The following is a 24,578-nucleotide window of genomic DNA, read 5'->3' as shown; positions in this document are numbered from 1 at the left end:
AACGCCGGGCTTGAACCCCCGCGCCGCGAGGGTCTAGACCGGAACCGGCCCAGACCCGGATAGGACCATGCCTGGCGAAATCTCCGATCCGATCGTCCTGGCGGCGAGCCTCGTCCTCTTCGCCGCGCTCGCCGCGCTCGCGATCATAGACTGGCGCACCTACCGCCTGCCCGACGCCATCACCCTGCCGCTGATTGCTGCAGGCATCGGCGCAGCATTCCTGCTCGGCCGGCCGGTCCTGCTGCACCTCGCCGGCGCGGCGGCCGGCTATTTCGCCTTCGTCGCGATCGAGATGAGCTACCGGCGTCTGCGGGGCCGGGACGGGCTGGGCCGCGGAGATGCCAAGCTGCTCGCCGCGGGCGGCGCCTGGTGCTCGGTCGCGGCACTGCCCGTGATCGTGCTGATCGCGAGTTTCACCGCATTATGCTGCGTGGTCGTGCTGCGCCTCACCGGGCGCAGCATAGACGGCATGACGATGCTGGCCTTCGGGCCCTTCCTCGCGCTCGCGATCGGCCTCGTCTGGGCGATCCAGCGCCTCGTGCCGGGCTTCCCGCTCTTCCTCTAGCCGCCCGGGCGGACGGCGCGCGATCCGCGCGCATCCGCGCTGCCCGGCGTGACGGGCATGCCGGTACGGCACGAGCGCAGTCCGAGCACGGGCACGACGATCTCCGTCCCGTCGAGTTCGCGCACCTTCAGGAGGGCGCGCTCGATGAGCACGCCCGCCCGGCCCTCCTCGCCGACCTCTCCGGTGAGGGTGAAGACCAGATTGCTCTGCCGGTCGAGATAGACGCGGCTGAACGCGTCGCCCGTGACGAAATCGGCACGCTGCGGGACCACCCCGATCGTGTGCATCCGGCCCTCATGGAGGATTTTTGCGCTCTGCCGGCTCTCGTTCTCGAACAGGACGAAGCGGTGGGGCGCGGCGCTGGTCCAGAAGAACAGGCCGCACTCGCCGGACGTCAGGGTCTGCGGCGGCAGGGCTTCAAGCCCCTCGCCCGTGACGCCGGACACCGGCGGCGCCTGCCCGGAACGGGCGGCTTCGGCCTCGTCCGCCGTCATGCCCGGCGGCTTTCCGGGCAGGCCGCCGGCGCAGGCGCCGAGCCACATCGCCGCGCCGATCACCATCGCAAGCCGTTTCATCGGTAGCGCCCCTCGCCCTCGGCGCGCCAGGCCGCGCCGGTCTCGTCGAACCCTAGCGCAAGCAGGACCGCGATCACACCCGGCTCGCCGGTCTGCGCCTCGCTCGTCCAGCGATAGCCGTCCGGTCCCAAGCGCAGCGAGCCCGTCACCTCAAGGACCGGGCTGCGCCCCTGATAGCCGAGACCGACGCCGTCCCCGGCGCAGCCGAGCGCGCCCTCGAGCTGCGGCAGCTCGAGATCGTAGCGCGGGCCGAGCCGGGCGAGCAGCGCCGTGGAGACGATGCCGGTCGCCTCGACGCATTGCCCGCCCTCGAAGACGATGCGGTCGATCTCGGCGTAGATGCGTTCGGTCTGGGTCAGCGGAAGGCCGGCGACGCCCGGCAGGCGGCGCGCCTCGACGGCAAGGCTCGCATCGCGCAGGGCGATCCGGCCGGGCCGCGCGACCAGAGTGCCGCGGGCGGTCGCGCTCTCGTCGCGCGCCTCGATCTCCACCCGCGCCGTCCCGGTCAGGAGCGGCCAGAAGGCCAGGCGCGCACTTGCCTGGGAGAACGGCTGGCCGGCGAGCGTGAGCCGGTAAAGGCGCGCATTCCACACCGGGCCGGTGACGAGATCGGCCTCGATGCCGGCCGGACGCAGCGCGAGATCGTGCACCACCCGGGCCGGCAGGCCGGCAAGGGCCGTGGCCAGAAAGACCGTCCCGCCCGCGATCGCGAGGAGGAGCGGCCTCATGCGGCGCCTCCCGGCCGGGCGAGCACCATCTGGGCGCGTACCAGCCCGTCACCCTCGCGGTCGAGGCTCATGCGGGTGACGCGCACGCCCTCGGCCTCGGAGAGCCCGATCAGGAATGCCATCAGCTCGGCCTCCTGAACCCGGTCGACCCAGACGCTGAGCTGGCCGTCCTCGAGGGGCTGGACGCGGGTGATCGCGACACCGGCCTCGCGCGCGCTCGCCCCCACGAGGGTGCGCAGCGGCGCAGCGCTTCCCGCCTCGGCCTCGCTCGCCGCCGCCAGGGCCCGGTAGCGCTCGATGCCGCCGACGAGCGCGAGGTGATCCTCGAGTTGGGCCTCGAAGCTCGCGCGCATCGCATTGCGGTAGGACAGGGCCGGAGACAGCACGAGGAACCAGACCAGGACCAGCACGATCAGTCCGCCGCACAGCGCGAGGAGGGCCTGTTCGCGGGCGGTCTGGCGCGCCCACAGCTGGCGCAGCGGCGCAAGGAGCGTCTCGAGATTCATGACAGCCTCACAAGGAAGTCGCCGGTCACGCCGGTCTCCCCCTGGCGCGCCCCGCCATCCTCGATGACGAGGCCCGCGGCCTCGGCGGCGGCGCGGAACGCCTCGAAATCGGCGAAATCGGGATAGGTGGCCGTCACCGACAGCCCGCCGCGCTCGGCGCTGTAGCGCACCGATTCCAGCTGCACGCTCTCGCTGGCGGCCGCGACCGCGCCGAGCGCCGCGGCGAGCTCCAGGAACTCGCTTTCCCCCGGCGCTCCCCCGAGCGCGCGCAGGCGCGTGGCGATCTGGGCGGCAGGATCGATGGCGCGCTCGTCCAACTCGGCCCGGTAAAGCTCGCGCGAGGCCTCGTAGAACGCCTCCGCGCGCTGGGCGTAGTAGAGCCCCTCCCCGACGAGCAGGCCCGCCGCGCCCAGCACGGCGATGCCCGCGAGCGCCGCGGCGCGCCGCCAGGGTCTTGCGAGCGCCGCCCAGTCGATGCCCGAGACCAGCGCCTCGCCGAAGAGTGCGGGCAGCCGGGCAAGCGCGGCTTCCGGCATGCAGGCCGCCTCCAGGCGCAGGTCGGGAGCAGGCTGGCGCTTGAGCGCGATCGGACTGTCGTCGGGGGCGATGAGGGCCGGATCGATATCGGGACTGACCAGGAGGCGGCGCGGCTTCACGCGCGCGCCGAGCGCGGGCAACACGATCTCGGCGAGTTCGGCATCGATCCCGCCGCACAGAGGCACCCCGGCTGCCGGCTGCTCGCCGATATCATCGCCCGCCCCGCCCGGGCGCAGCCGGTCGCCGGCCCGGGTCAGGAAGAGGATCGTCCCGTCCACCGCCGCGACGACGAGATCGCCGCCATGGGCGTCGAGCAGGAGCGCGTCGGGCACAGCATGGACCGGTTTCACGCCGAGCCCTGCGAGATAGCTGCGCCAGCGGGCCTGGACCGGTTTCGAGACCGCGAGGAGCCAGCCGCGTCCCTCCGCGTCGCGCGGGCCGACGGCGACCGCCTGCGTCTCCAGCGGCGCGGCGAGTTCCTCCTCGACGAGGAAGGGGGCCGCCTGCGCCGCTTCGCGCTCGCTGCGTCCGGGCACGGCGAGATAGCGCACGAAGACGTCCTGGGCCGGCATCAGCGCAACGGCGCGCTCGGCCCTGCCGCCCTCGGGCAGCGCCGGCATCTCGCCGGGCGCGATCTGCCCTTCGGCGACAAGTCCGCCATCGGCGCCAACGAGCGCCCAGGGCACGCGCGCATTCTCGGTTCCGCCACCCGGCGGAAGGGACACAACGAGCACGCTCATCGCACGGCTCCAAAGCGCTGATAGCGGCGCTCCATGCTTCCGCCGGGCCCGAGTTCGGCGAGCTCGGACAGGGTGAACTCGGTCTCGCCGAGGCGGACCGTGACGTCGATTTCGAACCAGCGCGTGCGCAAGGTAACGGCCTCGCGAAGGGCGAGATCGGGCTCGAGCGCCGCGATCACGGGACGGGCGAAGAAGTCATCGAGGCTCTCATAACCGGTCGGGGGACGTTCCAAAAGGACCGCTTCGGCATCTCCGACACTGAGCCTTCCCTGGAACAGGGCCGACAGCAGCACGGCCTGGTCGAGCTGCAGGGTATTGAGGTTGAACGGCGGCTGGACGGAGGTGTCGCGCACGCAGACATAGGGCCGGATCAGCGCGAACAGCTGCGGCGTCATCGCCGGCAGGACGAGCAGCTCCTCCACCTCGTACAGTCGCTGGTTCGCGGCGCGCAGCGGCGGATCGAAGGCGCGATAGACCTCGTCCTCCGCCCCGCGCGGTTCGCGATAGGTGTTGGCATCGATCCAGTCGACGATCTGGGCCTTCACCGGCTCGATCACGTCGGGCGGCACGCCGAGGCGCTCGAGCAGAACCGAGAACATGGCGCGGTTGTCTTCGGCGCTCAGGGCCGGCCTCTCCTCCTCCCCCTCCACGCCATCGCCGGCGAGAGCGTTGAGATTGAGGCAGTTATTGCCGTCGCGGATCTCCCCGACGAGCGTGCCGCCCTCGATCGGGAAGACCTGCGCATCCCCGGCCCAGGCTTCGCCGGGGCGCATCACCTCGCGTCCGGGCGGCCCGGAGCGCAGGATTACGCCCTCCGCGAACTCGCGCGCACCGAGGGCATACCAGTAAGCCTCGTCGCGCTGGTCGGCATTGGCGGTGCGGAACAATGCGAAGCGGGTGCGGTCGACGAGCTCGACCGCGATGACGGCCATGAGCGCCGTCATCAGGATCGCCGTCATCAGCGCCGTGCCCTCCTCGCGGCGGCCGGCGAGCCTTTTCATCAGGCCTCTCATGACGCGGGTCCGCTGTCCGGTGCCGGCAGCACGTGCTCGATCCGGCCGAGACCCGGCACGGTGTAGGAGACGCGCACAGCCCGCGGTCCGATTGCCCTGCCCTCGCCGCCGGCCGGGATCGTCAGCCCATCCATCCAGCGGTCGCGGACGAGGAATTCGAGCCGCAGCTCCCCGGCCTCCTCCAGCACGGTGATCGTTGCCGGCTCGCTCTCGCGTGTGACGTCGGGATAGGCCCAGGCGCGGCGCTTGAGCGTCGTGCCGTCATAGAGCCAGGCGACCCGCTGCAGGGTGGAACGCGGCTGGATCCCGCCGGGATTGGCCCAGCCCGCGCGGGTCAGGACGAGGATCTCGCGTTCCTCGTCGGGGGCGGCCGGGCGGAACGGGTCGGTGCCCTCCGCGTCGCCCGCGAACAGCCGGCCATCGGTGAGCCCGTCCGGACCGCGGAAGGGGCGCAGCACCAGCTGGCCGACATCCTCGCGCAGCAGCGCCCGCGCGCGCTGCACCTCGCCGATGGTCGCCATCTGGGCGGTATGAACGTCGCGGGCCTGCAGCGCCGTCGTGAGCATGGCGAGCGCGATGGCGCTGATCATCGCGAAGATCATCACCGCGACGAGGACCTCGGTCAGGGTGAAGCCGGCATCCGGTCGTAGCGCGCGCGTCATGACGCCCTCCGCCGGAAGGTGACGAGCTCGCTGACGGGCCCGCGCGCGTCGCTGAGCGTCAGGGTCACGCGGCGCAGCGCGGCATCGGGCGTGTCCTCCACCTCGATCGTCCATTCGTAGGCGGTGCCTGCGAGCTCGTAGCTGCCGCGATCGTCCTCGATGCCGCGCAGCGGATGGGCCTCGATGAGGGCGAGCGTCAGGACGTTTTCCGCCGCGATCGCGGCCAGGGCGCGCTCGCGGGCATGGATCGCGCTGCGCCCGGCGGACGTCACCGCATTCATCAGGGCGAGGCCCGCGAGCGAGAGCACCGCGAGAGCGGCAAGCATCTCGACAAGGGAAAACCCGGGATCGCGGCGCGCGCTCACCTCACCTCCTCCTCGATGCGCAGCACGCCCTGCCCGTCGCGCACCAGGCGCAGGTCGCGATCGCTGTCCTGCAGCAGGAAGGCGAACGGCCCCTCGATGCCGGTCGGATCGAACCAGGCTGCGGGCGCCAGCGCCGCGTCCGGGCTGCGCCGCGTGCGGCCCGCCTCGGAATACAGCCGGATGCCGTCGGGCAGGCGGCGCGGCGCGAGCGCGGGGTGATCGGGCATGTCGCGCCAGCTCCCGTCGCGATAGGTCAGGAAGAGATAGCCCGACCCGTCCGCCTCAGGCGTGAAGCCGACGATTCCACCGGTCACCAGCGCGGTCTCGCGCGCTTCGCCGAAGCGGGCGAGCAGGCGCTCGGCCTCGCGCTCGATCGCGCTCTGGCGTCCGGTCACGGAGAGCACGGCGACCGCGGTCATCATCGCGACGACCGCCACGACCACCAACGTCTCCACGAGCGAGAAGCCCGCCTCGCGGTGTATCGGCCCGGGCCGCGCCATCAGGGTTCCTCGCCCCTCCTAGAGGTCCCAGTTGCCGATATCGGCCGCATCGCCCTGCCCGCCCGGGCGCCCGTCGGCGCCGAGCGAATAGACGTCGAAGCGGCCGTGCTCGCCGGGCGACAGATACTGATAGGGATTGCCCCAGGGATCGTCGGGCAGGCGCTGGATAAAGCCTTCCTCGGCATAGCGCGCGGCCACCCGGTCCTCGCGCGGCGGATTGACCAGCGCCTCCAGGCCCTCGTCTGTCGTGGGATAGCGCCCGTAGGTCGCGTAGAAGGTCGTCAGCGAGCTTTCCAGAGTGGCGAGGTCGGCGCGCACCTTGTCCTCGCGCGCCCCGCCGAGCAGCGGCAGGACGTTGATCACCACCACGGTGGACAGCAGTCCGATGATGACGATGACGACCATCATCTCGGTCAGGGTGAAGCCCGCCTCGCGCGCGCGCTTGCGGGAGAGATGCTTGCGAAGACCCGGCATGGGATCGCTCCTCTGGCAGTACGGCCCGGGCTATCCGCCCATGGCCAGGGTATTCAGACGCAGTATGGGCAGGAGAATCGAGAGCACGATCACGGCCACCAGCCCGCCCATGACGATGATGATGCCCGGCTCGAGCAGGCTCAGCCCGACGCTGACCGCGCCGTCCACCTCCGCCTCGAGATGCTCGGCGGCACGCGCGAACATGTCGTCGAGCCGCCCCGAGCGTTCACCGGACGCGATCATATACACCATAAGTGGCGGAAACCATTGCGTGGACCGCAGCGCGTCGGACAGGCCCGAGCCCTGCTCCACCGCCTCGATGACCCGTGCGATCCGGTCCTGGAAATGCGCGTTGGCGCTGGCGCGGCGCGCGGCGCGCAGCGCGTCCGGCAGCACCGCCCCGGAGGCGATCAGGATCGACATCGTTCGGGCAAACCGCGCGCTCTCGATCCGGCGCACGAAATTGCCGAGCCAGGGCAGGGAGAGGACGAGTCCGTCAACCGCCCGCTTCACGCCGGGTCGCTGGCTCAGGACACTGGCGGCGAGGACGAGAGCGAAGAGTGCGAGGGCGATCCAGAGCCAGCCGGCCTGCAGGAATTCCGACAGCGCGATCATGGCGCGCGTGATCAGCGGCAGGGTGACGTCCAGGCTGGTGAACTGTTCGGCGATGCGCGGCACGATGAAGACCATCAGCACGCCGACCACGACGAGGGCGAGCACGCCGAGCACGCTCGGATAGATCATCGCCACGCCGATGCGCCGCTTCAGCGCCTCGGACTTCTCCAGATAGTCGGCGAGCCGGTCGAGCACCTGGGAAAGCCCGCCGGAACCCTCCCCGGCCGCCACCATCGCGCGGTAGACCGGCGGGAAGCTGGAGGCATGCTCGGCCATGGCGTCGGACAGGCGCTCGCCCTCGGTGACGCGCCCGCGCACCGTCATCAGGATGCGCCGCACCGGGGTCTTCTCGGCCTGGTTGGCGATGAGGCCGACGGCCTCCTCCACCGGCATGCCCGCTCCGATGAGGGTCGAGAGCTGCCGCGTGACGCTCATCAGGTCGGCGGGCTTGAGGCCCGCAGGGGCGAAGAGCCGCGGCAGGGCGACCCCGGCCGTGGCGGGCTTCTCGCCAGCGCGGTGCAGCTTCAGGGGCGCCATGCGCCGGCGGCGCAGCTCGCGCCGGGCGGCAAGCTCGCTGTCGGCCGAAAGCAATCCCTTCGTGCGCTTGCCGGCCGGGTCGAGGGCCTCGTACTCAAACGCCGGCACGCTCGCCCTCCTCGCGGCAGACCCGCAACACTTCGGCAAGGCTCGTCACACCCTCGAGCGCCAGCGCGATGCCGGCCTCGTAGAGCGTGTCGCGCGTCTTGAACGCATGGCGGGCGAGATCTGTCTCGCGCGCATCGTCGTGGATCAGCGTGCGCAGCCCCTCGTCGACCACGGCCACCTCGTACACGCCCCGCCGGCCGGAAAATCCGAGACCCTTGCAGGAGTCGCAGCCCACGGGCCGGTGGAGTATCGCGGACTGGCCCGCGGCGAGGCCCAGCAGCTCGCGCTCGGCCTCGTCGGCCTCGTGGGGCTGCTTGCAGTGATCGCAGAGCTTGCGGACCAGGCGCTGCGCGACGATGGCCGAGAGGGTCGAGGCCAGCAGATAGCTCTCCACGCCCATGTCGCGCAGGCGCGCGATCGCGGCGACGGCCGAATTGGTGTGCACGGTCGACAGCACGAGATGGCCGGTGAGCGAGGCCTGCACCGCGATCTCGGCGGTCTCGCGGTCGCGGATCTCCCCGACCATGACCACGTCCGGGTCCTGGCGCAGGATGGCGCGAAGCCCCGCCGCGAAGGTCATGCCGACCTTGGTGTTGACCTGCGTCTGGCCGACGCCGGGCACCGCGTACTCGACCGGGTCCTCCACGGTGAGGATGTTGCGCGTCTGGTCGTTGAGAAGGTTCAGCCCGGCATAGAGCGTCGTCGTCTTGCCCGCACCCGTGGGGCCGGTCACGAGCACGATGCCGTTCGGCTGGGAGATAGCCTTCCTGAAATCGGCGAGCGCCTGCGGAGCCATGCCCAGCTGGTCGAGCGAGAAGCGCGCGCTTTCCTTGTCGAGCAGGCGCAGCACGACCCGCTCGCCGTAGCGCGAAGGAAGCGTCGAGACGCGCACGTCGATGCCCTTGCCGCCAAGCGTCAGGGTCAGGCGCCCGTCCTGCGGGATGCGCTTTTCGGCGATGTCGAGGCGGGCCATGACCTTGATGCGGCTCACCAGCGGCGGGGCGACGCGCGGCGACAGGGAGACCGTTTCCTGCAGCACGCCGTCGACGCGGAAGCGCACCGAGACCCGGTCCTCGAAGGGCTCGACATGGATGTCGGAGGCCGAAAGCCGCACCGCCTCGGCGATGAGGCCGTTGATCAGGCGGATGATCGGCGCGTCCGATGCGCTGTCGAGCAGGTCCTCGGTCTTGGGGATCTCGTCGATGAGCCGCGACAGGCTCTCTCCCGTTCCATCCTGCTCGCCGGCCTCTTCCAGACCGGCACCGAGCCCGTCGAAGGAGTAGAGTTCGGACAGCGCCCTGTCATAGCTCTTCGCGTCGCGCAGCTCGAGCGGGAAGCCACCGCCGGCCACCCTGCGCGCCTCCACGAGCGCGAGCGGGTCGGCGCCCTCGCGCATCACGAAGACGGGCCGCTCGCCGGGCTGCAGCGCAATCCCGCGCTCCTTCGCGAAGCTGTAGGCGATGGGCGTACGCTCATTCATTCGGGGCGGTCTCGCCGGTCTCGGGAAGCGGGCGATCGAACGGATCCTGCCCGTCCAGCATCATGTCGACGATGTCTTCCAGGCTCGAGCCGTTGCCGCGCGTGGCCCGGCGCTGCGCGGCGGTCATCGAACCGTAGTTCTGCCGGGTCACCTGGCGCATGTCCTCGGCCGAGCGGATGATCTGGGGACGAATGAACACCATGAGGTTGCGCCGGCGTTCGCTGTTGCTCTCGTTGCGGAACAGCCGGCCGGCGACGGGGATGTCGCCCAGCAGCGGCACCTGGTCGTCCCGATACTGCTGGTCGCTCTCTATCAGGCCGCCCAAGACGATGATCTCGCCGTCATCTGCGAGGACCGTGGTGGTGATCTCGCGCTGGTTGGTGATCAGCTCCTGGAAGTTCGCGCTGACCGGCCCGGCGATGGAGGAGACCTCCTGGCGGATGGTTAGGCGGATCGTGTCGCCCTCGTTGATCTGCGGGGTGACATCGAGCTGGACGCCCACATCCTGGCGCTCGATCTGGCGGAACGGGTTGGTGTTGTTCGCGCCGAGCGCCTCGCCGGTGGTGATCGGAATCTCCTGGCCGACGAGGATGGAGGCCTCCTCGTTGTCGAGCACGGTCACCGAGGGCTTGGAGAGCACGTTGGAATCGCTGTCGGTCTCCAGCGCGTTGAGGATCAGGCCGAACAGCGTGCCGTCATCGGTCTGGCCGCCGACGCCGAGCAGACCGCCGCGGCTGCCGAGCAGGGAGGCGATGGCGGCCTGTCGCAGCTGGGCGGCCGAGCCGGTATCGGCGGTCCCGTCCTCGTCCAGCAGGCCGCCGGAACTCGTCAGCGCGCCGGTCAGCGAGAGCAGGTCGACGTTGTTGCCGCCAAAGCGCGAGTAGGAGAAGGGCACCGCGTCGTCGCCGTCGCCCGCCAGCAGGTACTGGACGCCGAGATCGCGCGCGGCGGTGTCGGAGATTTCCACGATGATCGCCTCGATCACGACCTGCGGGCGCCGGATGTCGAGCTGGCGGATGACCAGGTCGAGCTCGCGCAGCGTGTCGGGATCGCCGTTGATGATGATCGCGTTGGTGGCGCGGTGGAAGGCGATGGAGGTCCCGGCCTGCCCGGCGCCGGGCGTGCCGCCCGCCGGGTCGAGCGTGGCGGCGAACTGTTCCAGGATCGGCAGGAGCTGCGCCCCGTCGGCATGACTGAGATAGACCACGCGGAAGGTCTGGCTGGAGCGGCTGACGGCATCCACGCGCCGGGCGAGGCCGATCATCTCGGCGACCGCGTCCGGCTGACCGCGCAGCAGCAGCGAGTTCGAGGCCGGAACCGCCGCGATCGAGACCGAGAAGCGCGTCTCGTCCTCGCCGGCGAGCATGCCCTCGCGCAGCCGGTCGAGAATTCCGGCCATCTCGTCGGCGGCGATGTTCTCCAGGGTGATCATCTCCACGACCGAGGTGTCGCGGTCCATGCTGCGCAGCACGTCCTCGATCGCCTGCACGTTGGAGGCATAGTCGACGATGACGACGAGATTGCCGGCATCGGAGGCATTGACCGCGCCGGACTGGCTGACGAGCGGCCCCACCGATCGGATCGCTTCGCGGGCGCTGACATTGTGCAGGCGCACGACCGAGGTGAGGAAGACATCGCCGTCGCGTTCGCCGCGCGCGGGCGCGCCGGCGCGCGCCCCCTCGGTCTCGGGCAGGATCTGGTAGACGCCCGGCCCGGTGCGCACCGCCGCATAGCCGTGCGTGCGCAGGGTGGCGAGGAAGACCTGGAACACCTCCGCCTCGGTGAGCGGGGTCTGCGAGGTGATCGTCACCTGGCCGCGCACCTCCGGATCGACGATGAAGGTGTAGCCGGTGACGATAGAGACATCGTCGATGAACGCCTGGATTTCCGCGTTGCGGAAATTCAGCGTGTGCTGCTGGGCATGGGCGACGGAGCCGGCCGGGACCGGCGGTCCGCCGGCCGCGATCGCGGTTCCGAGAAGCAGCGCGGCGACGGCGCGGCAGGCAAGGGCGGTTCTCATCGCAGATTGACCTCGATTGTCCGGGCCTCGCCGCCACGCAGGACGACGAAGCTGGCGCGGGAGGACTCGGCGAGTTCCTCCAGCACTTCCAGGGTGTTCACGGAGCCGGTCAGCGCCCGGCCGTTGACGTGCGTGATGATGTCGCCGGCCTGCAGGCCGACGGTGTCGAGAAGGACGGGGTCGCTGGTGTCCAGAACGCCATAGCCGACGGCTTCCCCGGCCGTCTCGGCGCGCTCCAGGCGCAGGCCGCGCACCCAGTCGGCCTCGGTCAGGCGCGCCGCTCCGGGCGAGGCAGGAGGCGGCGTGACCGTCGTCTCCACCGCCTCCGGCGCGTCCTCGCCGGCCGGGCGCAGGAGGCTGGTGCGCGCCCGGGCGTCCTCGCGCAGCAGGAGGCTCTCGCGCACGCCGCGCCGGTTGATGATGACCCGGTCGGAATAGACCGCCTCCAGCACCACGCCGGGCGCGATCTCCGCGCCCACGGGCAGCGTGCGCTGGCCGAGTTCCGGGCTCTGGACGACGGCGGTTCCCGATTGCGGGTCGCTGCCCCGGCGCACGCCGCGAAGTGTGAGATCGAGCTGGGTCTCGGGGGCGTCGGCGACCGCCTCGCCCGCGTCCGGCGTCGCGCGCGCCGCGAACAGGACCCCCTCCGACAGGATCGACAGATCCGCCCCGCTCTCACCCGCCCGCTCGGCGGGCGCCGGGCCGGCAAGGTCGAGATCGATCCGCACGGCATCGGCGCCGTAGACGACGAACCAGAGGGCGCGGGCGAGCAGCAGGGCGATCAGCGCGGCGAGCGCGATCTCGGCGGTACCGGCGGCGAGACGCGCACGCCCGATCCGGGCGGGCGTTCGCCCGGCTGTGCCTGCCTGCCCCATACTCTCCACCGCGTTCATGCCCTCTTCCTTACCCGCTCTGCCTGCATCAAGGAAAGCGGGGCTTCCGGTTTGCCCCAGGGAAACCTCCCTGTTTTTCCGAGCACGAAGGGCGGACCTCCGAATGGAGGCCCGCCCGCCGTGTTCTGCAGGACCGGTCGCGCGTGTCCTAGAACGTGCGCGACAGGTTGATCGAGAAGGTCGTTCCGACCTCGTAGCTGTCGACGACGATCGACGAGCCGGCGGCCGACTGGGTGGCGACATAGTCCTCACCCAGGATGTTGCGGACCGCGAAGCGCACATCGAACGTGTTGCCGTCTTCCAGATCGATCGAGCGGCTGTGCACCAGGTCGACCAGGAGCGGGGGCTCCTCGATCACCGCCGGCAGGCCGACCGCGACGTTGGCGAGCGCCCGGCTGCGTTCGCCGGTGTAGTTCACCAGCAGCGCCGTGCGGGTGTTCGCTGCGTTGTCTTCCCAGCCCACCTGGAGGTTGGCCAGGTGCTCGGACTGACCCTGCAGCGGCTCGCCGTCGTTGATGAAGCCCGCAGCCGGACCCACCGAGGCCTGCGGATCGGCACCGGCACCGGGTTCGGCGACGATGACCGTATCGTTCGCGCCCGCCGACATCTCGGAGTCGATATAGGTGTAGTTCGACTTCACGAAGAACTCGGCATTCTGCCAGAACTCGCCCTCGAACCGGTCGGAGAAGTCGAAGCGCTTCTCGAACTCGAGCTCGAAGCCGGTGAGCGTGGCTTCCGGCGCGTTGACGAACGAGGTCGACAGGTTCTCGCCGTCCGGCAGGATGTATTCCACGATCGGGTTCTCGATCGTCTTGTAGAACACGCCGGCGGTGAAGAACTGGTCGCGGCCGAAATACCACTCGAAGCGGGCGTCGTAGTTCTGCAGCTCCGAGTTCACCAGGAACGGGTTGCCGCGGAACAGTTCGTCGACGTCGGGATCGAAGAACAGGGTGAAGCCGAGTTCGCGGAACTGGGGCCGGATGATCGTTTCCGAATAGCCGACGCGCAGCTGCATGTTCTCGGCGAAGGTCCAGGTGATGGTCGCCGCCGGGAGCACGTAGTCTTCCGAGATGAAGCCCTCGTTGTCGCCGACATCGGCCGGGTTCTCGGCCGGGAAGCCGAACGTGTCGAGCGTCTGCTCGCCGTCCTCGAAGCGGGCGCCGAGCGCGGCCCGCAGGAAGGGCGTGAGCTGGGCGTCGGTCGAGACGTAGTAGGATTCCACCTCGAGATTGCCGCGATAGGCCTCCGGCGTGAGCACCCCGCCGGTTTCCTGAAGACGGAACCGGGTGTCGAGGATGTTCTGGTCGGCGAAGATGTAGTCGATCCGGCTGCCGCGCAGGTCCGCCGGGATCGTGCCGGTGAAGCGGAATTCCCGGTTGTAGGCCTTCCGCTCGCGCTCGAGATGGGCAAAGCCGGCCATCCACTCCCAGTCGATGCCGAACAGCATGACCGGAAGGGTGACGTCCGCCCCGTACTCGTCGGTGGTCTCGTCCACGCGCGAGAAGGAGATGCGGTTACCGTCGCCGGAGTTGCGCAGGAGGAAGTCGTCGTTGAACGGTTCGAACTCGAGCAGGCCGTAGGTCTCCCCGACGGCCTCGCGCTCGGTCGCCGGCCCGTCCCACTCGTAGAAGGCTTCCCGCTGGTTGGGAGCCCAGCGCGATGCGTCGGCCGTCGACCAGCGCCAGTCGATGCCAAGGCCCTCGCCGACATCGAAGGTGTGCTCGCCCGACACCTGGTAGGTGTAGACCTGACGCTCGTACCAGGCCGTGCGGTCGTTGCGCACGAGGGCATCGAGGTCACTGTCGAAGCCGAGCAGGCGGTTGGTTTCCTTCTCGGTCGAGCGCAGGACGAGCGCCAGCGCCTGAACCGAGTGGTCGCCGGTTTCGAGACCGACATTCAACAGACCGTTGGATTCGATCGTGTTGGTCGTCCCCATCCGGTGGAAGTCCCGGCTGAGGCTGAGCTGATCGCCCGTCACCCGGGCCTTGCCGCGGCGGCCCACCTGGGTGGACCAGCTGTTGTCGTAGCCGACAGCGGCCAGGACCCCGATCGAGAAGCCGTCGAAGTCGTAGCGGTCGCCGAGCGTGAGATCGACGCCGGCATCCGCCGGGGTCAGGTCGTCGCGCTGGACGAGCCAGAGTCCGGAATTCTCGAATGCGCGGCCGAGTTCGGCAAGCGTCGTCGGATCCTGCTCGGACGGGCCGACCTCCGAGGTTTCGAAGAGATTCTTGAACCCTTCCGGCCACTGGCGGGTGCCGTCGTCATAGCCCAGCCAGTCATGCTCCCCGCCGTCATAGGTCAGGCCGTCCTGGAAGGTCGTCGAGGAGTCGATGGCGGAGCTGAGGCCGATCTCGACGAACCCTTCCTCGGGCAGCGCCGCCGTGTCGATCTCGACCACGCCGCCGCCGAATTCACCGGGGAACTGCGGCGAATAGGTCTTCTGCACGAGAATGTTGCTGATCAGGCTCGTCGGGAAGAGGTCCAGCGGCACGGCGCGCCGGAACGGTTCCGGACTCGCCAGCGGCGAGCCGTTGATCAGCGTGTTGGAGTAGCGTTCGTTCAGGCCGCGCACGACCACGAAACGCCCTTCGGAGATGGACAGGCCCGTCACCCGGCCGAGCGCCGAGGCGATGTCGGAGTCCCCGGTGATCTGGATGTCGCCGGCGTCGACGACGCTGGAGACTTCCGAGGTCACCCGCTTCTCTTCCGGGACATATTGGTAGCGTACGGTGATGACGTCGCTCGGTTCCTGGGCGCCTTGTTCGGCGTCCTGCGCCCATGCGGCGCTGACCGGGACCAGTGAGGTCGTAGCCAGCAGGGCCGCCGAGAGCGCGATGCGGTTCGCTTTCATGATGTTCCCCAATTCATTGGCATCGCTAACGCGAGTGCGAGGGTCCGGCGGGTGATCCGCCGGACCCGGCGCGCCCTTACTGCTGCTGGAGCGTCCAGCCCTGGTACCAGGTGTCGTTCGCGTCCTCGACCGCGCCGATATAGTCGACGCTGTCGAAGAAGGGATCGATCGTGGACGGGTCGATCGGCGTCACGCCGCTCTCCGGGCCGGCGGCGCCGGGAACCACGCCCTTGGCGTTGTTCGCCGACATGTCGGTGATGAAGGAGAACCCGGCGAGCGAGGTCGTACCCGTCGTGTTGTCGGTGTTCTGGGTGTAGGGCGAGACGCCGTTGAAGAAGTCCTCTTCGCTGAACCCGTCGGAGTCGGTGGAGAAGTTCGTCGGGCAGTCGAAGAAGGTCGAGGACAGCCTGAGATCGCCCTGGCTGGCTTCGTCGAAGGTCGCGCTCTGGTCGACGTCCAGGCAGTCGGCGTTGAAGTCGACGACAATGCCGTTGATCAGCGTGCCCGCCGTGCCTTCGCGCAGCAGCATGCCGGAGTCGGAAGCCGAGGAGCCGCGCTGGCCGATCAGGGTGAAGTTCGAGATCGTCGGGTTCGAACGCGGCAGGGCGTCGTTCGCGTCCCCGTTGTTGTCGAACTCGAAGCCCTGGTCGGAGTCGTCGGTGGCGTGCTGGACGATCACGTACTGCACCTTGCCGGTCCAGCCGTCGGTGTAGTCCATGGAGTCGTCGGCGATGCCGGTGAGCACCAGGTGCTTGGCATTGACCGTGCCGCCGAAGAACTCGACGCCGTCGTCCGCATTGTTGTGGACCTGCACGAAGTTCACCTCGGTGCCGCTGCCCACGCCCTGGAAGGCGATGCCGTTGAGTTCGTCGGCATTGTTGACGCGGAAGCCGGCGTACTGGACGCGGGTGTAGTTCAGGGCGCCGGAGTCGTCGTCCGCCGAAGCGCCGCCGAACAGGCCCGAGGAGCCTTCGCCGGACTTCTGGCAGTCGACCGATCCGCCGGTGGCCGTGCCGTCGATGCAGGCGTTGATCGGCGCGCGGCCATTGATCACCAGGCCACCCCATTCGCCGCGGGCGGTGTTGGGATCGGGCTGGGTGCCTTCCAGGTCGGCGCGCGAGGTCAGGACGACCGGACGGTTCGGCGTGCCGTTGGACTCGATCTTCGAGCCGCGGGTGATGACCAGATAGTCGTTGCCCGAGGACCCGAACACGGTCGCGCCCGGCTCGATCGTCAGCGTGACCTCGCGGGCGTCGGCCGACGGGTTGGCCGGATCGGCGCCGGCGTCGCGGCCGACGAAGACCGCGCCGACGAGTTCGTAGTAGAAGCCGCCGGTCAGCGTGGTGTCGTCAAGCAGCGTACCGGTCAGGCGGCAGACCTCGGTGCCCGCGATCGTCTCGCCGGTCGCCGTCGTGCCGGTCGGGCAGCTCGGAGCCGGGAACAGGGCGAAGGTCCAGCCCGCGGCCCAGTTGGAGGCCTGCGTCTCGGCCGGGGAGAAGGCACCGATATAGTCGGCCGGCTGGAAGAAGCTGCCGAGCGTGGTCGGATCGACCTCGGTCACCGCCAGCTCGTTCGGGCCCGGGAAGAAGGTCTGGGCGAGCGAGCTGTTGCCGGCGACGTTGTTGGTGTTCTGCGCGAACCCGTTGCCGTTGAAGAAGGCCTCTTCGGAGAAGCCGTCGTCATCGTCGGAGAAGTCGGGCGTGCAGTCGTAGAAGTTCGAGGCCACGACGAGATCGCCGGCGCTGGCCTGGTCGAAGGTCGCCTGCTGGTCGACATCGAGGCAGTCGCCCTCGAAGTCGACGACGATGCCGTTGACGAAGGTCCCGGCGGTGCCTTCGCGCAGCAGCATGCCGGTGTCGGAGGCCGTCGAGGTCGGATTGCCGACGAGGGTGTAGTTGGAGATCGTCGGGTTCGAGCGCGGCAGGGCGTCGTTCGCGTCGCCGTTATTGTCGAACTCGAAGCCCTGGTCGGAGTCGTCGGTGTGCTTGACGAGCACGAACTGGGCGTTGCCGGTCCAGCCGTCGGTGTAGTCCATGGAGTCGTCGGCGATGCCGGTCAGCACGATATTGCGGACGCTGACCGTGCCGCCGAAGAACTCGATGCCGTCGTCGGCATTGTTGTGGACCTGGACGTGGTTGACGGTGGTGTCCGAACCCACGCCCTGGAAGGCGATGCCGTTCAGCTCGTCGGCGTTGTTCACGCGGAAGCCGGCATACTTGACGACGACGTATTCCAGCCAGCCGGAATTGTCGTCGGGCGTGCCGCCGCCGAACAGGCCGGAGGAGCCTTCGCCCGACTTCTGGCAGTCGGCGGTGCCGCCGGTGGCGCTGCCGTCGATACAGGCATTGATCGGGGCGCGGCCGTTGATCACGAGACCGCCCCACTCGCCGCGGGCGGTGGAGTCGCCGGTGCGCGGGGTGCCGAGGCGCTGCTCGACGATGTCGCGCGCCGAGGTCATGACGATCGGGGAGGTCTCGGTGCCGCGGGCGTCGATCGAGGAGCCGCGGGTGACGACGATGTAGTCGTTGCCGGATTCACCCACGAGCGTGGCGCCGGGCTGGACGGTCAGCGTCGGGCCGCTCGGGGCGCCCTGCGTCGTCGAGCTCGTACCGGCCGAGGCGGTCGCGCCCTCGTCCTGGCCGACGAACACGGCGCCGGAGATGAAGAAGGTCTCGTTCGCCGGGACGGTGACGTCGGTCGTCAGGTTGCCGGTGATGCGGCAGGCCGTCACGTCGGCCGAACCGCCGCTGTAGGAGACCGTCGTGGTCTGCGAGGCGCTGCCCGCCGGGCAGCCGCCGGCCGGGATCAGGTTGATCGACTGCGTACCGCCGCCGCCGCCACCCGTCGGGGGAGGCGGAACCTGGTTCTGCTCGCCGGGCGAGCTCGTGGACGCGCCGGAGCACGCGGCGAGGACGGCGCACGAGGCACCTACCAGCAGGAGTTTGGTCAGAGACTGGGTCGGCATCAGGATCCCCCAAAGGAAATTTGGCTCAACACTCGGAACACGAACGCGCACCCGGTCCCGAGGCGGACGCGGATCGCGCTTGCCGGGAAAGAACAGGAGAAATGCAACACCGGCATCGCAATTCGGTGACGAGGATGTGACGCATGCGCCCGCTCCGGCTGCAGCGCCGTGGAAGCCGCCGCAACGGGCGCAGCCGGGCTCTGAATTTGTACGTGGAATCAAGAAACTCGACCGGTGTGGCTGAATTACAAGGGGACACCGATCCGAATTTGAAATTTCCATGACAGGCCGCGGGCCGACCCAACCCGTAGGGCCGGGCCGCGGCGGGGCCGGTATATCTTGCGCCTGCGAACGGGGCGGACGTTACAGCGGGTGCAGTCCCCGGCTTTCCGCGTTGGGGCAGACCTCGGGACGGGCCGCTTCGAGCGCGCCCCGCGCGGTCTCCGGGGCAAGCGCGGCGTAGGCCTCGTACTGGCTGAGGAAGACCTCGCCGGTCAGGGCTTCGAGGAAGGCGCTGCGCTTCAGCCGGTCCATCACCGGGCCCTTCACCTCCGACAGGTGCAGCGCGATGCCGGCCTCGCGCAGGCCCTCGTTGACCGCTTCCAGGGTCTCCAGCGCGGACAGGTCGATCGCGTTGACCGCCGGGCACATCAGCACGACGTGCTCGATCCCGGGCTTCTCCGCCACGAGGCCGAGGATCCGGTCTTCCAGATAGCCGGCATTGGCGAAGTACAGGCTCTCGTCGACGCGCAGGGTCAGCACGTTCGGCGCGGTGATCACGTCGTGGCGGTCGACATTGCGGAAGTGCTGCGTGCCCGGCACCTGCCCGACGACGGCGCTGTGGGGCGTGCTCGTGCGGTAGAGGAACAGGGCGAGGGACAGCGCCACGCCGGCCGCGATTCCCGCCTCCACGCCCAGGACCAGCGTCAGCACGAGCGTGGCCGCCATCGCCGCGAAGTCCGCCCTGGAATAGCGCCAGGCCCGTCCCAGCGCCCCGAGATCGACCAGGGACAGCACGGCGACGATGATGGTCGCGGCGAGCACCGCGGTCGGCAGGCTGGCCAGCAGCGGGGTGAGGAAGAGCGCGGCGAGCGCGATGCCCGCAGCGGTGAAGGCGCCGGCCGCGGGCGTGCGCGCGCCGGCGTCGAAATTGACCACCGAGCGCGCGAAGCCGCCCGTCACCGGATAGCCGCCGGAGAACGAGGCGGCGATGTTGGCCGCGCCGAGGCCGACGAGTTCCTGGTCGGGATCGATCCGCTCGCGCTTCTTCGCCGCGAGCGTGCGCGCGACCGAGACCGACTCCACGAAACCCACGATGGAGATCAGCACGGCCGAGGAGACCAGTGCGCCGATGAGATCGGGCTGGACGCTCGGCAGGGTGAAGGGGGGAAGGCCCGAGGGCACCTCGCCGACCAGCGCCACGCCGCGCGCGCCGAGATCGAGGACGCGGACCGCGATGATGGACACCGCCACCGCGAGGATCGGCCCGGCGCGGGCGATCATGCCGGCGGGGCCGGCGGGCAGTCCCAGGCGCTGCAGCAGGGGTTTGAGGCCCCCGCGCACCCACCACAGGAAGGCGAGCGAGGCCGCCCCGATGGCGAGCGTGGGCATGTTCGTCGCACCGATTTCGGGCACGAGGGAGACCAGGATCTCGACCAGGGTGTGGCCGTGCGCGCCCACGCCGAGGATGTGGCCGAGCTGGCTGGCCGCGATGATCAGGCCCGAGGCGGTGATGAAGCCGGAGATCACCGGATGGGACAGGAAGTTCGCCAGGAATCCCAGCCGGAACACGCCGAGGATCAGCAGGAAGACCCCCGAGAGGAAGGCGAGCGTGAGCGCGGCGGTGACATAGTCGGTGCTGCCCGCTTCCGCGATCCGGCCCACCGAGGCGGCGGTGAGCAGGGACACGACCGCGACCGGGCCGACCGCCAGCGCGGTGCTGGTTCCGAACAGCGCATAGGCCACGAGCGGCGCGATGGACGCATAGAGGCCCGCCTGCGGCGGCAGTCCGGCGAGCAGCGCGTAGGCGAGCGATTGCGGGATCAGCATGATCGTCACGATCACCGCGGCCAGTGCGTCGCTGGACAGGGCCGAGGCGTCGTAGCGCCGTCCCCAGTCGAGGATCGGAAGAAAGCGGGCGGGTTTCACGTCGGTCTCGAAGCCTTTCGGGGCTGGAAGGAAGGTGCAGATTGGCTCAGCGGTCCGTCGGCAGCGCCTCCTGCGCCTCGAACCCGGCCGGGCTGTGGGCGAGACGCTCGGGCCGGATCAGCCACTCGCGCCCCTTGAGCAGGGCCTCGAAATAGATCCAGGGCAGCATCTTCTCCTTCAGGATCCAGGCAAGACGGGTCGGACGCCGGCCGTCGACGAGCCACTGCGGGAATGTGGGCAGCAGCTTGCCGCCATAGCCGAACTCGGCGAGCACGATCTTGCCCCGCTCCACGGTGAGCGGACAGGAGCCGTATCCGTTATAGACGCGGCGCGGCTTTCGCCCTTCGAGCACGGCTATCGCGTTCTCCGCCACGACCGGCGCCTGTGCGCGTACGGCCGCAGCGGTCTTGGCATTGGGCGCCGAACAGGCGTCGCCCAGCGCGAAGACGTTTCCGTAGCGCGTGTGCTGGAGCGTCTCGGGCGAGACATCGATCCAGCCGGCATCGTTCGCGAGCGGGGAGGTCCGCACGAAATCGGGCGCGCACTGGGGCGGGCAGACATGGATCATGTCGAACCTGCGCTCGACCAGCTCGCCCTCGCGATCTCCGGTCATCGCGCGGAAGGTCGCGGTCCTGTTCGGGCCGTCGATGGCCACGAGGTTGGAACTGAGCGCGAGATCGATGCCGTAGCGCTCGACATAGTCCATCAGGGCCGGAACGTAGTCGGCGACGCCGAACAGCACGCCTCCCGCATTGCGGAACTCGACATCGACATTTTCCAGCACGCCCGCACGCCGCCATGCGTCGCAGGCGAGATACATCGCCTTCTGCGGCGCGCCGGCGCATTTGATCGGCATCGGCGGCTGGGTGAAGATCGCGGTGCCCGACTTCAGCCCCCGCACGAGCTCCCAGGTATAGGGCGCGAGATCGAACTGGTAGTTGGAGGTCACCCCGTTGCGTCCGAGCGTCGCGCGAAGGCCGTCGACCTTGTCCCAGTCGAGCTTCAGCCCGGGCGCGGCGACGAGCACGCCGTAGGCGAGCCGCGTACCGTCCTCCAGAACCACGCACTGGCGTTCCGGCTCGAAGCTCGCCGCAGCGGCCCGGATCCAGTTCACGCCCTTCGGGATCAGCCGGGCCATGGGCCTTACGGTATCCTGGCGGCGGAAGACCCCGCCGCCGACCAGCGTCCATCCGGGCTGGTAGTAGTGCTCCTCCTTCGGCTCGACGAGCGCGATGGAGGTGCCGGGGCGTCGCTTGAGGAGGCTCGCCGCGGCGGCGATTCCCCCCGCCCCGCCGCCGATGACGACGACATCGTAGCGTGCCGCGTCCGATCCGGGCCGGCCGGGCTCCTCGCCGGACCTGGCCGGCGTGCGCAGCCGCGCGGCGAGCCGCGCGCGCTGACCGGATATGTCGTATCCGGCCCGCGCCGCGGCCCTGATCAGCGCTTCGGCGTCCATGTGACGGGCCTCGACGAGCGCCCACAGGGTCACCGAGCGCGTCCCGGTCCGGCAATAGGCGAGCACGGGTCCGTTGAGCGCGTCGAGCGCGTCGGCCATCGCCTCGATGTCGGCCTCGCCGATCTGTCCGCCGGCGACGGGAATGTGCCGGTAATCGAGACCCTGCGCCGCCGCTGCGGCCGCGATCTCCTGCGACGAGGGCTGGTCGTCGCTCTCGCCGTCGGGCCGGTTGTTGATGATCGCCTTGAAGCCCTGGCTCGCCGCAGTGCCGACATCGGCGACGGAGATCTGCGGGCTCGCCGTGAAGAAAGGCGAAATCGGCTTGAGTTCCATGACCGTGACCTCCCCGGAGGCCGCCCCGCGCCTTACAGCGCGTCGAGCGGGATCTTCAGATAATGGATGCCGTTGTCCTCGGCGGGCGGCTTCTGGCCGGCGCGCATGTTGACCTGGACCGACGGCAGGATCAGCTGCGGCATCTGCAGCTTCGCATCGCGCTCGGTGCGCATCTTCACGAAGGCGTCCTCGCTCACGCCCTGGTGGACGTGGATGTTGAGCGCCTTCTCCTCGCCGACCGTGGTCTCGTGGGCGTAATAGTCCCGCCCCGGCGCCTTGTAGTCGTGGCACATGAACAGGCGCGTCTCCTCGGGCAGGGCGAAGATCTTCTGGATCGAGCGGTAGAGCGTGCGCGCATCCCCGCCGGGGAAGTCGCAGCGCGCCGTGCCGTAATCGGGCATGAACAGCGTGTCGCCGACGAAGCCGGCATCGCCGATGACATAGGTCATGCAGGCCGGGGTGTGGCCCGGCGTGTGGATGGCCTTCGCCTCGATCGCGCCGAGCCTGAAGGTCTCGCCGTCCTCGAACAGATGATCGAACTGCGAGCCGTCGCGGCGGAACTCGGTGCCGGCGTTGAACACCTTGCCGAACACGTCCTGGACGACCTTGATGTTGGATCCGATCGCGAGCTTGCCGCCGAGCTGCTCCTTCAGATAGGGCGCAGCCGAAAGGTGGTCGGCGTGGACATGGGTCTCGAGGATCCACTCCACGTCGAAGCCCTGATCCTTCACGAAGGCGATGATCTCGTCGGCGCTCTGCTTGGAGGTGCGGCCCGATTTCGGGTCGTAATTGAGCACCGAGTCGACGATCGCCGCCTTCTTCGTCTCCGGGTCGGAGACGACGTAGGAGAAGGTGTTGGTCGGCTCGTCGAAGAACATTCTGACGTCGGGCTTGCGGGTCATTTTCGGGTCTCCGTGGTCTCGGCGGCATTGGGGCCTGCCGCCTTGGGCTTCGGGCCGAAGGCCTCGCACATGGCGCGCATCAGCGCCTCCATCCGGGAGTCCTTCAGGCGATAGAAAATCTGCTTGGACTGGCGCCGGGTCACGACGAGACCCTCGGCACGCAGCCGCGCGAGGTCGCGCGAGAGGTTGGGCTGGGCGACGCCGGTCGCAGCCTCGATCTGCGACACCGAGCGCTCGCCGTCCATCAGTTCGCACGCGACCAGGAGCCGGTTGGGATGGGACAGGATCTTGAGAAGACCCGACACCTCCTCGGCGCGTTCGCGTACCTTGCTGAGATCGAGATCGTGCTTCATGCCTGGCAGGTATCCATATCAGGTTCGGGCGAGGCGGTGCGACGGGCATTGCCTCTTGCGTTCTTTCTCTATATATATCATTTTCGATAAATGACAAGTGTCAATCCGCGACATGTGCGGATGGGCGCATAGTAACGGAGCGTCGCGATGGAATACGCCACACCCTTCACGCCCTGGAGCGCGCTCGCCGGCGGCGCGCTGATCGGGCTCGCCTCGGTCCTGCTGATGGCCCTGAACGGCCGCATCGCCGGGATTTCCGGCATTGCCGGCGGACTGATCGGGCCGGCCACGCCCGACCGGGGCTGGCGCGCCGCCTTCATTGCCGGGCTGGTGCTCGCCCCGCTGGTCTACACGCTCGCCGCGGGCGAGGCGCCGGCGGTCGAGTTTCCCGTCAACACCGCCCTGCTGATCGCCGGCGGCGCGCTCGTCGGGCTCGGCACCCAGCTGGGCTCGGGCTGCACGTCCGGGCACGGTGTCTGCGGCATGTCGCGCCTGTCGCCGCGCTCGATCGCGGCCACGGCCGTGTTCATGACCACCGGCTTCGCGACCGTGTTTGTCGTTCGCCACGTCTTCTGAGGAACCCTGCCATGAGATCCATCCTGTCGGCCGGCCTGTCCGGCCTCCTGTTCGGCCTGGGGCTTGCCGTCTCCGGCATGATCAATCCGGCCAAGGTGCTGAACTTCCTCGATCTCGCGGGGAGCTGGGATCCGAGCCTCGCCCTGGTGATGGCGAGCGCGCTCGCCGTCACCGCGATCGGCTACCGCCTGGTGCTCAGGCGGGAGGCGCCCGTCTTCGAGATGCGCTTCCAGCTGCCGACGGCGACGCGCCTGGACGCCCGCCTGCTGGGCGGCGCGGCGCTGTTCGGCGTCGGCTGGGGCCTGGCGGGCTTGTGCCCGGGCCCGGCGATCACCGCGGCCGGCCTCGCCCTGCCGCAGGTGTTCGTCTTCCTCGCCGCCATGCTGGCAACGATCGCGCTCTACCGCTGGGGCACGGCCGGTCCCCTGCTGCGCAACCGGCGCGCCTGAGGCGGCCGGCTCAGATCCGTCCGCCGGGAGCGAATTCCGGACTCATCCGGTCGAGCTGCTCGATCAGGCTCTGGATCGCGGAATCGATCTCGGCGGACAGCGCGGGATCGGGCGAGACCGCCGCGATCACCTCGCTGCGCACCGCCTGCGGGCAGACGAGTGCGCCCACGCCCAGGGCAGCCACGCCCATTAGAATCAAGACGTAACGCATATGCGCCTCCCCAGCG

General features: G+C 69.5%; 23 protein-coding genes. 3 read left to right on the top strand and 20 right to left on the bottom strand.

The annotated features are described in order from the left end of the window. Nucleotides 1-67 precede the first annotated feature (67 nt). Nucleotides 68-565, top strand: a complete 498-nt coding sequence (locus JW792_RS15615) for a prepilin peptidase (protein WP_135994878.1) — start codon at nucleotides 68-70, stop codon at nucleotides 563-565. Here JW792_RS15615 and JW792_RS15610 read toward each other — a convergent pair. From JW792_RS15610 to JW792_RS15520, 19 genes are all read right to left on the bottom strand, one after another. Next, nucleotides 562-1,140 (bottom strand): hypothetical protein, encoded by a 579-nt coding sequence (locus JW792_RS15610; protein ID WP_135994879.1) that lies wholly within the window; start codon nucleotides 1,138-1,140, stop codon nucleotides 562-564. The two genes, JW792_RS15615 and JW792_RS15610, sit on opposite strands and share 4 nt — an antisense overlap. Next, a complete protein-coding gene (gspN, locus tag JW792_RS15605; protein ID WP_135994880.1) occupies nucleotides 1,137-1,868 on the bottom strand; it encodes a type II secretion system protein N in 732 nt (243 codons plus the stop codon). Before gspN ends, JW792_RS15610 begins: the two co-directional genes overlap by 4 nt. Continuing rightward, nucleotides 1,865-2,374 (bottom strand): type II secretion system protein GspM, encoded by a 510-nt coding sequence (gene gspM / locus JW792_RS15600; RefSeq protein ID WP_135994881.1) that lies wholly within the window; start codon nucleotides 2,372-2,374, stop codon nucleotides 1,865-1,867. The genes gspN and gspM overlap by 4 nt, the downstream gene beginning before the upstream one ends. After that, a complete protein-coding gene (gene gspL, locus JW792_RS15595) occupies nucleotides 2,371-3,651 on the bottom strand; it encodes a type II secretion system protein GspL (protein WP_135994882.1) in 1,281 nt (426 codons plus the stop codon). Before gspL ends, gspM begins: the two co-directional genes overlap by 4 nt. Further along, the gene (gspK, locus tag JW792_RS15590) at nucleotides 3,648-4,652 is read right to left on the bottom strand and encodes a type II secretion system minor pseudopilin GspK (protein WP_158291540.1); all 1,005 of its coding nucleotides are present in this window, start codon (nucleotides 4,650-4,652) and stop codon (nucleotides 3,648-3,650) included. Before gspK ends, gspL begins: the two co-directional genes overlap by 4 nt. An 8-nt stretch (nucleotides 4,653-4,660) precedes the next feature. Continuing rightward, nucleotides 4,661-5,326, bottom strand: coding sequence for a type II secretion system minor pseudopilin GspJ (gene gspJ, locus JW792_RS15585; RefSeq protein ID WP_158291541.1), 666 nt, complete (start codon nucleotides 5,324-5,326; stop codon nucleotides 4,661-4,663). Beyond that, a complete protein-coding gene (gspI, locus tag JW792_RS15580; RefSeq protein WP_135994885.1) occupies nucleotides 5,323-5,691 on the bottom strand; it encodes a type II secretion system minor pseudopilin GspI in 369 nt (122 codons plus the stop codon). The genes gspJ and gspI overlap by 4 nt, the downstream gene beginning before the upstream one ends. Then, nucleotides 5,688-6,191 (bottom strand): GspH/FimT family pseudopilin, encoded by a 504-nt coding sequence (locus JW792_RS15575; RefSeq protein ID WP_135994886.1) that lies wholly within the window; start codon nucleotides 6,189-6,191, stop codon nucleotides 5,688-5,690. The genes gspI and JW792_RS15575 overlap by 4 nt, the downstream gene beginning before the upstream one ends. Before the next feature lie 18 nt (nucleotides 6,192-6,209). After that, the gene (gspG, locus tag JW792_RS15570) at nucleotides 6,210-6,665 is read right to left on the bottom strand and encodes a type II secretion system major pseudopilin GspG (RefSeq protein WP_135994887.1); all 456 of its coding nucleotides are present in this window, start codon (nucleotides 6,663-6,665) and stop codon (nucleotides 6,210-6,212) included. 30 nt (nucleotides 6,666-6,695) lie between these two features. After that, the gene (gene gspF / locus JW792_RS15565) at nucleotides 6,696-7,925 is read right to left on the bottom strand and encodes a type II secretion system inner membrane protein GspF (RefSeq protein ID WP_135994888.1); all 1,230 of its coding nucleotides are present in this window, start codon (nucleotides 7,923-7,925) and stop codon (nucleotides 6,696-6,698) included. Further along, on the bottom strand, nucleotides 7,912-9,405 hold the full coding sequence (gene gspE / locus JW792_RS15560) for a type II secretion system ATPase GspE (protein ID WP_135994889.1): 1,494 nt from the start codon (nucleotides 9,403-9,405) through the stop codon (nucleotides 7,912-7,914). Before gspE ends, gspF begins: the two co-directional genes overlap by 14 nt. Beyond that, a complete protein-coding gene (gene gspD, locus JW792_RS15555) occupies nucleotides 9,398-11,425 on the bottom strand; it encodes a type II secretion system secretin GspD (RefSeq protein WP_135994890.1) in 2,028 nt (675 codons plus the stop codon). Before gspD ends, gspE begins: the two co-directional genes overlap by 8 nt. Next, the gene (locus JW792_RS15550) at nucleotides 11,422-12,318 is read right to left on the bottom strand and encodes a type II secretion system protein N (RefSeq protein ID WP_158291542.1); all 897 of its coding nucleotides are present in this window, start codon (nucleotides 12,316-12,318) and stop codon (nucleotides 11,422-11,424) included. The genes gspD and JW792_RS15550 overlap by 4 nt, the downstream gene beginning before the upstream one ends. 148 nt (nucleotides 12,319-12,466) lie before the next feature. After that, complete coding sequence (locus JW792_RS15545) at nucleotides 12,467-15,169, bottom strand: TonB-dependent receptor domain-containing protein (RefSeq protein WP_135994892.1); 2,703 nt, start codon at nucleotides 15,167-15,169, stop codon at nucleotides 12,467-12,469. A 76-nt stretch (nucleotides 15,170-15,245) separates the two neighbouring features. After that, nucleotides 15,246-18,134, bottom strand: coding sequence for a hypothetical protein (locus JW792_RS15540; protein ID WP_135994893.1), 2,889 nt, complete (start codon nucleotides 18,132-18,134; stop codon nucleotides 15,246-15,248). Between the two features lie 363 nt (nucleotides 18,135-18,497). Next, the gene (locus JW792_RS15535) at nucleotides 18,498-20,282 is read right to left on the bottom strand and encodes a SulP family inorganic anion transporter (protein WP_135994894.1); all 1,785 of its coding nucleotides are present in this window, start codon (nucleotides 20,280-20,282) and stop codon (nucleotides 18,498-18,500) included. Between the two features lie 46 nt (nucleotides 20,283-20,328). After that, nucleotides 20,329-22,071 carry a bifunctional protein tyrosine phosphatase family protein/NAD(P)/FAD-dependent oxidoreductase gene (locus tag JW792_RS15530; RefSeq protein ID WP_135994895.1) on the bottom strand — a complete coding sequence of 581 codons (1,743 nt, stop codon included), beginning with the start codon at nucleotides 22,069-22,071 and terminating at the stop codon, nucleotides 20,329-20,331. Between the two features lie 32 nt (nucleotides 22,072-22,103). Continuing rightward, nucleotides 22,104-22,973: an MBL fold metallo-hydrolase gene (locus JW792_RS15525; protein ID WP_135994896.1), complete on the bottom strand. Its 870-nt coding sequence runs from the start codon at nucleotides 22,971-22,973 to the stop codon at nucleotides 22,104-22,106. Further along, nucleotides 22,970-23,326, bottom strand: a complete 357-nt coding sequence (locus JW792_RS15520; RefSeq protein WP_135994897.1) for an ArsR/SmtB family transcription factor — start codon at nucleotides 23,324-23,326, stop codon at nucleotides 22,970-22,972. The genes JW792_RS15525 and JW792_RS15520 overlap by 4 nt, the downstream gene beginning before the upstream one ends. 147 nt (nucleotides 23,327-23,473) lie before the next feature. Here JW792_RS15520 and JW792_RS15515 point away from each other — a divergent pair, with 147 nt between their 5' ends. After that, nucleotides 23,474-23,902: a YeeE/YedE family protein gene (locus tag JW792_RS15515; protein ID WP_135994898.1), complete on the top strand. Its 429-nt coding sequence runs from the start codon at nucleotides 23,474-23,476 to the stop codon at nucleotides 23,900-23,902. Between the two features lie 11 nt (nucleotides 23,903-23,913). After that, the gene (locus JW792_RS15510) at nucleotides 23,914-24,351 is read left to right on the top strand and encodes a DUF6691 family protein (protein ID WP_135994899.1); all 438 of its coding nucleotides are present in this window, start codon (nucleotides 23,914-23,916) and stop codon (nucleotides 24,349-24,351) included. Between the two features lie 10 nt (nucleotides 24,352-24,361). Here the strand turns inward: JW792_RS15510 and JW792_RS15505 are convergent, their stop codons facing one another. Then, the gene (locus JW792_RS15505; RefSeq protein ID WP_135994900.1) at nucleotides 24,362-24,562 is read right to left on the bottom strand and encodes a hypothetical protein; all 201 of its coding nucleotides are present in this window, start codon (nucleotides 24,560-24,562) and stop codon (nucleotides 24,362-24,364) included. Nucleotides 24,563-24,578: the final 16 nt, after the last annotated feature.

The organism is Marinicauda algicola, assembly GCF_017161425.1.
Lineage (GTDB): Bacteria > Pseudomonadota > Alphaproteobacteria > Caulobacterales > Maricaulaceae > Marinicauda > Marinicauda algicola.
The sequence above is the reverse complement of the archived record's forward strand: the minus strand, read 5'-3'. Positions and strand labels throughout refer to the sequence as shown.

Bases quoted from the DNA above. Each gene is read 5' to 3' on its own strand.
- JW792_RS15510 (WP_135994899.1), top strand. From the start codon at position 23,914: ATGAGATCCATCCTGTCGGCCGGCCTGTCCGGCCTCCTGTTCGGCCTG.
- gspK (WP_158291540.1), bottom strand. From the start codon at position 4,652: ATGAAAAGGCTCGCCGGCCGCCGCGAGGAGGGCACGGCGCTGATGACG.
- gspG (WP_135994887.1), bottom strand. From the start codon at position 6,665: ATGCCGGGTCTTCGCAAGCATCTCTCCCGCAAGCGCGCGCGCGAGGCG.
- JW792_RS15610 (WP_135994879.1), bottom strand. From the start codon at position 1,140: ATGAAACGGCTTGCGATGGTGATCGGCGCGGCGATGTGGCTCGGCGCC.
- JW792_RS15575 (WP_135994886.1), bottom strand. From the start codon at position 6,191: ATGGCGCGGCCCGGGCCGATACACCGCGAGGCGGGCTTCTCGCTCGTG.
- JW792_RS15515 (WP_135994898.1), top strand. From the start codon at position 23,474: ATGGAATACGCCACACCCTTCACGCCCTGGAGCGCGCTCGCCGGCGGC.
- JW792_RS15545 (WP_135994892.1), bottom strand. From the start codon at position 15,169: ATGAAAGCGAACCGCATCGCGCTCTCGGCGGCCCTGCTGGCTACGACC.
- JW792_RS15550 (WP_158291542.1), bottom strand. From the start codon at position 12,318: ATGAACGCGGTGGAGAGTATGGGGCAGGCAGGCACAGCCGGGCGAACG.
- JW792_RS15520 (WP_135994897.1), bottom strand. From the start codon at position 23,326: ATGAAGCACGATCTCGATCTCAGCAAGGTACGCGAACGCGCCGAGGAG.
- gspN (WP_135994880.1), bottom strand. From the start codon at position 1,868: ATGAGGCCGCTCCTCCTCGCGATCGCGGGCGGGACGGTCTTTCTGGCC.
- JW792_RS15530 (WP_135994895.1), bottom strand. From the start codon at position 22,071: ATGGAACTCAAGCCGATTTCGCCTTTCTTCACGGCGAGCCCGCAGATC.
- gspE (WP_135994889.1), bottom strand. From the start codon at position 9,405: ATGAATGAGCGTACGCCCATCGCCTACAGCTTCGCGAAGGAGCGCGGG.
- gspJ (WP_158291541.1), bottom strand. From the start codon at position 5,326: ATGACGCGCGCGCTACGACCGGATGCCGGCTTCACCCTGACCGAGGTC.
- JW792_RS15615 (WP_135994878.1), top strand. From the start codon at position 68: ATGCCTGGCGAAATCTCCGATCCGATCGTCCTGGCGGCGAGCCTCGTC.
- JW792_RS15505 (WP_135994900.1), bottom strand. From the start codon at position 24,562: ATGCGTTACGTCTTGATTCTAATGGGCGTGGCTGCCCTGGGCGTGGGC.
- JW792_RS15525 (WP_135994896.1), bottom strand. From the start codon at position 22,973: ATGACCCGCAAGCCCGACGTCAGAATGTTCTTCGACGAGCCGACCAAC.
- gspL (WP_135994882.1), bottom strand. From the start codon at position 3,651: ATGAGCGTGCTCGTTGTGTCCCTTCCGCCGGGTGGCGGAACCGAGAAT.
- gspD (WP_135994890.1), bottom strand. From the start codon at position 11,425: ATGAGAACCGCCCTTGCCTGCCGCGCCGTCGCCGCGCTGCTTCTCGGA.
- gspM (WP_135994881.1), bottom strand. From the start codon at position 2,374: ATGAATCTCGAGACGCTCCTTGCGCCGCTGCGCCAGCTGTGGGCGCGC.
- JW792_RS15540 (WP_135994893.1), bottom strand. From the start codon at position 18,134: ATGCCGACCCAGTCTCTGACCAAACTCCTGCTGGTAGGTGCCTCGTGC.